Raw genomic sequence first — 6,362 nt, forward strand, 5'->3', positions numbered from 1 at the left:
TACCGAGGATTTATGTCTGTATTTAATCACAAAAAAGCCTATCCAAAAGGCGAAATTAAACAATTCAATATTGAGTCAAAGCGATTGAAAGATAATGCCCTCGGTGATCCCCATCAGCGGAAGTTAAATGTTTATCTGCCGCCGGGTTATGATCATACGCAGGCTTATCCTGTGATGTATTATTTAGCCGCCTACACCAACAGTGGTCTGGGCGTTACCGGATGGCGAAACTTTGGTGAATCGATTCCCGAGCGTTTGGATCGCCTGATTGGTGATGAAAAAATAGGCCCGATAATCATGGTGTTTCCTGATTGTTTTACCTCGTTGGGCGGCAATCAGTATCTCGATTCTCCGGCCATTGGTGACTATGCCAGCCATATTCATGAGGAATTGATACCATTTGTAGAATCGGAATTAGCCGTTAAATCCGGGGCGCAGCATCGGGCGGTGTTGGGTAAATCGTCAGGTGGTTTTGCTGCGATACGGTTTGCCATGGATTATCCCGGGTTCTGGGGTGCCATCGCCAACCATTCCGGTGATGCCGGCTTTGAGGTGTTATACCGACGTGATTTTCCTGCCGTGGCCGATGTGCTGGTTGATTTTAATGGCGATATTGATAAGTTCGTTAAACGCTTCTGGCGATCCAAAAAAATTATGGGGTCGCATATTCTGGCGCTGATGCACATTTGTCTGGCCGCCACCTACGACCCACAGAAAGATGGGATTCGCTTGCCGTTTGATTTAAACACCTGTGTGCTGGATGAAGCGGCCTGGCAGCAATGGCTCAGTCATGACCCGATTAATCGGGTGGCGGACAGCACAGATGCATTAGCCGCATTGAATGGCTTGTATATGGATTGTGGATTTCGGGATCAGTATTATATTCATTATGGTATGCGGGAATTGGCACAAACGCTTGAAAAACACAAAATTAAACACACTTATGAAGAGTTCAACGGCACCCATTCAGGAATTGATTACCGATTGGATGAATCATTACCTTATTTATACGAGAAAATACAATGATTAAAGTCAGTGCAGCCGCCATCGAGTTCTTGGGCGGTGTCATCAAAGAACAAGACGTGCATAATTTACACCTGAAAGCCACCATCCAGAATCCCGGCACACCGGCGGCGGATTGTCATTTAAGCTTTTGTGAAAAACAGGAAGTGCAGGTGGGTTATGAAGAACAGGATCTGGGTGATTTTAACCTGTATGTGGCGCATGATGATTTAAGCTATTTTGAGGATGCAGAAATTGACTACGAAACAAAAGGCGCCAGTGGTCAGCTCAACATCAAAGCCCCCAATATCAAAGGCGAAACGCCGGGTGATGATGCGCCGATTTTTGATCGTCTGGCTTATTTTATTGATGCCCAGATTAACCCGATGCTGGCCAGCCATGGCGGCAATGCACGACTGGTGGCGGTTGAAGATGATAAGGCGGTGATTGAATTTGGCGGCGGTTGTCATGGCTGTGGTATGGCCAAACAAACCCTGTCACAGGGCATGGAAACCCAAATTACCGCACAATTTCCGGAAATCAGTCAGGTGGTGGATGCCACCGATCATTCCACCGGTGAAAACCCGTACTACTAAAACCTCAAACCATGGAAAATATGAATAACAACATCATTGATGTTACCGCGGACAGTTTTGTTAAAGCGGTCATTGAACAGTCACAACAAAAACCGGTGTTGGTGGATTTCTGGGCCGACTGGTGTGAGCCCTGTAAAAACCTGATGCCATTGTTACAACAACTGGCTGAAAAATACCCCGATGATTTTGTGCTGGCTAAAGTCAACACCGACCAGGAGCAGCAACTGGCCATGCAAGTGGGCATTCAGAGTTTGCCCACGGTGGTGCTGATTAAAAACGGTGAAATTGCCGACAGTTTTACCGGCCTGAAACCGGCCGGTGAACTGGAACAATGGTTATTGCCCCATTTGGATGTGACCACGGATGAAACCGAAGAGCCTGAAATCGTTGAAGACACTGAAGTTACACGCCTGATTGCAGAACAAAACTACCCGGCTGCATTGGCTCAATTAAAAGACATACCCAAAGAACAGGCTATCTGGCAAATGATGGAAGTGTATTTGTTAATGGGTGATACGGAACAGGCGCAACAATTACTCGATGAACTGACTGATGAACAGCGCAAACAGCCGCAAGCCGATATCATCGCGGCGCGCATTCAATTGGAACAGATTGAATTAGACGGTCGCGAAGATTTGCTGGCGATTAAAAATAAAATCAACCAAGGGGCCACAGAACAGGCTGCCGAAGAACTGCTGGATAAATTAGCCGAAAATCCGCAGGATGATGTGGTCAAACAATTACTGATTCAGTCTTTTGCCTTAATGACTGACCGCAGTCAAATCAACCGCTATCGACGCCGTATGTCATCCTTAGTTTTTTAAAAACCTGGAACCATTATGATTAAACAATTACTGACCTTTTCCTTATTATTTTCTTCCTGGGCGCATGCTGATAAAGCGTTACCTCAGGTGGCCGATGCCTTTGAAGTGGATTCGGGGGTTATTATCTCTGCCCAACCGAGCCCGGAAGATCTGAAGACTTTACAAGAATATGGCGTTAAAGCGGTGATTAATTCGCGCACCGACACCGAAATGGAACAGCTTGATTTTAACGAATCGCGTTGGCTGCAAACCGCTGATATGGCTTATCAACAAGTCGCCATTGGTGCTCAGGAATCTTATTCAGTGGCTAAACTCACCGCCTTTAACGAAGCCATGATAAAAGCCCGTGAACAAGCCGGTGATGCGCCGGTATTACTGCATTGTCGTTCTGGTCACCGCTCCAGTCAGTTATACGCGGCCTGGTTGGTTAAGTATCAAGGCCTGACACCGGATGAAGCCCTGGCCAAAGTTAAACCGGCCGGCTGGTGGCCGATGCCGATGGAACAATTATTAGGACAGAAATTATCCGTTCGTATCGCGGATGAAAATGCCACAACCGAGGAATAACATCAGATTATGACAGTTGTCACCCGATTTGCCCCCAGCCCAACCGGTTATCTCCACGTAGGCGGTGCCCGTACGGCCTTATTTTGTTATTTATATGCCCGTCATCATGGCGGTCAGTTTGAATTGCGGATTGAAGACACCGATACAGCGCGCTCCACCCGCGAATCGGTTCAGGCCATTTTCGACGGCATGAACTGGCTGGGTCTGGAGCATGATGGTGAGGTGCGTTTTCAAAGTGATAATCTGCCACGTTATCATGAATGTCTTAAACAACTTTTGGCCGAGGATAAGGCCTATTATTGTGATTGCAGTAAAGAGCGCCTGGAGAAATTGCGCGCTGAGCAAATGGACAAAGGTGAAAAACCGCGTTATGACGGTCACTGTCGTGATTTAGGTCTGGTGAAAAGTGATGACACCATTGTCCGCTTTAAAAATCCGCAACAAGGTGAAGTGACTTTTAACGATTTAGTTCGTGGTGAGATTACAGTCAGTAACCGGGAATTAGACGATTTGGTCATTGCCCGCGCTGATGGCATGCCCACCTATAATTTTAGTGTGGTGATTGATGATGCGGATATGGGCATTACCCATGTGATTCGCGGCGATGATCATGTGAACAACACCCCGCGACAAATTAATTTATACCGGGCGCTGGGCTTTGACGTGCCTGAATTTGCCCATGTACCGATGATTCTCGGTGATGATGGCGCGCGCTTGTCGAAACGCCATGGTGCCGTAAGCGTGATGCAATATGCTGAAGACGGCTATTTACCCGAAGCGGTGTTAAATTACCTGGTGCGCCTGGGCTGGTCACACGGTGATCAGGAAATCTTTTCAAAACAAGAATTGATTGATCTATTCAGTTTCAAAGCCGTTAACCGTGCCCCAAGTGCTTTTAACACAAAAAAACTTAACTGGATCAACCACAAATACATGCAGGAGGCCGACCCCAAACGGCTGGCAATATTGGTGGCTGAACGCCTGAAGCAAACCATTGAGGCCGATTTTAGTATTGAACAATTACTGCCATTAGTCGATTTATTTAAAGAACGCGCCGACACTGTCAACGAATTGGCCGATGCCATGTTGAGCCTGCTGCAACCGCTTAGTGCTTATGATGAAAAATCTGAGAAAAAAGCCTTCAAAGCCGCGGCCATTGAACCCTTAGAGCGGGTGGTTTCGCATTGTCGCGCGGTCAATGATTGGGATGCGGCGGATTTGCATCAGGTGATTGCCGATGTGGTTGAAGAATTAGACGTGGGTTTTGGCAAAGTCGGGATGCCGGTTCGCCTGGCTCTGCTGAGTATTGCGCAAGGCCCTGCGATTGACGTTATCATGCGTGTCTTAGGCCAGCAGGAAACCATCCACCGCTTACAACAAGCCATTCAATATATTCAGGACAAGCACCCTGAGTAAGGGTTTTATCGGTTTGATTTCTTACAGCCGTTTGCTGAAATAATCAGGCTCAATTGCTATAATATGCGCTGACCAATCAGGGGGACAACCTGATTTCTGGTCGTAGATGCAGGCCATTTGTTTTTGGCTTTCTGCGACTTTTTTGTGCGTTCAATTAATTCATTGAACGTTTCTGTTTTAACGACTATAGGTATCTCTATGACACGCAAAGTCTCCATGTTTATCGATGGTGAGGAAGTCACCAGCCAGTGCACCGAATGGATTCCGGTGACGGATCCGGCCACCCAGGAAGTGATTTGTGAAGCCCCCAATGCCACTGAAGACGAGGTCAATCGGGCGGTGGCTTCGGCTAAAAAGGCTTTTGAAACCTGGAAAAATGTGCCGGTGACCAAACGGGCGAGGATGATGCTGACTTACCAGCATCTGCTTAAAAAGCACCACGATGAGATTGCTGAAATTCTGGCTGAAGAAACCGGTAAGAATTTCGAAGATGCCAAAGGCGATGTCTGGCGGGGTATTGAAGTGGCCGAACATGCGGCCAATATGCCGTCGTTAATGATGGGTGAAACCGTTGAGAATGTTGCCACCAATGTGGATACCTACAGCATGATTCAGCCTTTGGGCGTTTGTGCCGGCATGAATAATCAGGGACATGCATCGAAATAGCATATTGGCGCAGTGTTTTTTAATGATATTTAGAGTAAAAGTTTAAATACACTGATGTGAACTTTAAGATTTTGGGGTCAAATGAATGCGGTTTTATAAGAATGGCTGTTTTTATGGTTTTTGCCTGATTCAAGCCAAGCGTAACGGCTTCACGGACGTGAAGTCTCGAAAGAATAGTGTTGGAGTTGGGCTACTCTAAAGCAGGTTTCAGGCATAACCCCAACGTCCATTTGCGTTGAGTCTTTTGGGAATATTCTTTAAGCTGATTAACTGTTCCGACAGCGGAATATCCAATAGATTTAAAGCCTTTTAATTCATCGAGCCATGTGTCAGGGTTGAGCTCTAATTCAGTCAGCGCAGAACCTAACTTTTGTGAAATATAACCTGCTTTATCGTCACGAATAACACGCCCTGTTTCATCCACCATATCGATGTAACTAGAAAGGTAGTAGGGCAGGTCATTAACACCTTTGCCGAAGGGTAATAGGTCGGTTTTATTGGCATCAATTCGTTCTTTAATCGAAGTGTATTCTGAATCAGCCAGAGACTTGGCCATACATGCTCTAATGGGGTTCAGATCAACGTACGCCATGCAGGTCAATAGAGCTCGTTCATCCAGTAATGCCTGGCTTTTGAAGCGAGATTCCCAGAAATGACCGGTACATCGATCTTCCTCATTGGCCATCTTGGCAACATACTCATTTATAGACTTCATAAACCAAGATATTGAGCATAATCTCGACCGGTATTCAGATGCATACTTTTGAACCAGACGAACTGATGAATCATCTAATTCATCACCCTGTAAATAACGCTGGCACATCACGGGCAAAGAGTATAAAGATTGCCATGTTATGAGAGCTTGTTTATCCGTCCAGTTATCATTAGCGCCAATCTTAAGTACAAGATGGAAATGGTTGCTCATGATGGCATATGAACAAACATCGATAGCGAAGATAGAAGCGACCTTTTTGATGCGGTCAATAAGCCATTGCCGGCGGTGCTCGAACGACCTACCGGTTAGGGTATCTTCACCACACAAAAACGCGCGTCTTACGCACCTTGAAACGATATGATAATAAGGGGTGTCTGAGACACAAATCTGCTGACTTCTTGCAACTGTCATCACTTTCTCCATGTAAAAACACCATCCTGACAGGTTTTTAACTAAAAATCTGTAGTGATTATCGATTCGAGTTGTAAGAAATTTGCTACAATTGATGCATGATGAGATGAACGCCCCCAGTGACGGTATCAAAGTACCTGTCTTGTAAAATAACAAGGACAAACT

The 6,362-nt window shown here is 46.1% G+C and carries 7 protein-coding genes; 6 read left to right on the forward strand and 1 reads right to left on the reverse strand.

The features are described from left to right. Positions 1-12: 12 nt before the first annotated feature. The 6 genes from IEV16_RS11155 to IEV16_RS11180 all read left to right on the forward strand — a co-directional run bounded on the left by IEV16_RS11155 (position 13) and on the right by IEV16_RS11180 (position 5,071). Positions 13-1,026: an alpha/beta hydrolase gene (locus IEV16_RS11155; protein WP_188365790.1), complete on the forward strand. Its 1,014-nt coding sequence runs from the start codon at positions 13-15 to the stop codon at positions 1,024-1,026. Next, complete coding sequence (locus IEV16_RS11160) at positions 1,023-1,598, forward strand: NifU family protein (protein ID WP_188365791.1); 576 nt, start codon at positions 1,023-1,025, stop codon at positions 1,596-1,598. Before IEV16_RS11155 ends, IEV16_RS11160 begins: the two co-directional genes overlap by 4 nt. Before the next feature lie 20 nt (positions 1,599-1,618). Further along, on the forward strand, positions 1,619-2,422 hold the full coding sequence (trxA, locus tag IEV16_RS11165) for a thioredoxin (protein ID WP_188365792.1): 804 nt from the start codon (positions 1,619-1,621) through the stop codon (positions 2,420-2,422). Positions 2,423-2,437: 15 nt separating this feature from the next. Further along, entirely contained in the window at positions 2,438-2,989 is a 552-nt protein-coding gene (locus IEV16_RS11170; protein WP_188365793.1) for a protein tyrosine phosphatase family protein, read from the forward strand. Between the two features lie 9 nt (positions 2,990-2,998). After that, complete coding sequence (gene gltX / locus IEV16_RS11175) at positions 2,999-4,405, forward strand: glutamate--tRNA ligase (RefSeq protein WP_188365794.1); 1,407 nt, start codon at positions 2,999-3,001, stop codon at positions 4,403-4,405. 198 nt (positions 4,406-4,603) lie between these two features. Next, positions 4,604-5,071, forward strand: a complete 468-nt coding sequence (locus IEV16_RS11180) for an aldehyde dehydrogenase family protein (RefSeq protein ID WP_188365795.1) — start codon at positions 4,604-4,606, stop codon at positions 5,069-5,071. 190 nt (positions 5,072-5,261) lie between these two features. Here the strand turns inward: IEV16_RS11180 and IEV16_RS11185 are convergent. Beyond that, positions 5,262-6,362, reverse strand: a 1,101-nt coding sequence (locus tag IEV16_RS11185) for a transposase (RefSeq protein ID WP_308611230.1), incomplete at its 5' end; no start/stop codon positions are given.

Origin of the sequence: Marinicella pacifica (genome assembly GCF_014636635.1) — a bacterium.
Lineage (GTDB): Bacteria > Pseudomonadota > Gammaproteobacteria > Xanthomonadales > Marinicellaceae > Marinicella > Marinicella pacifica.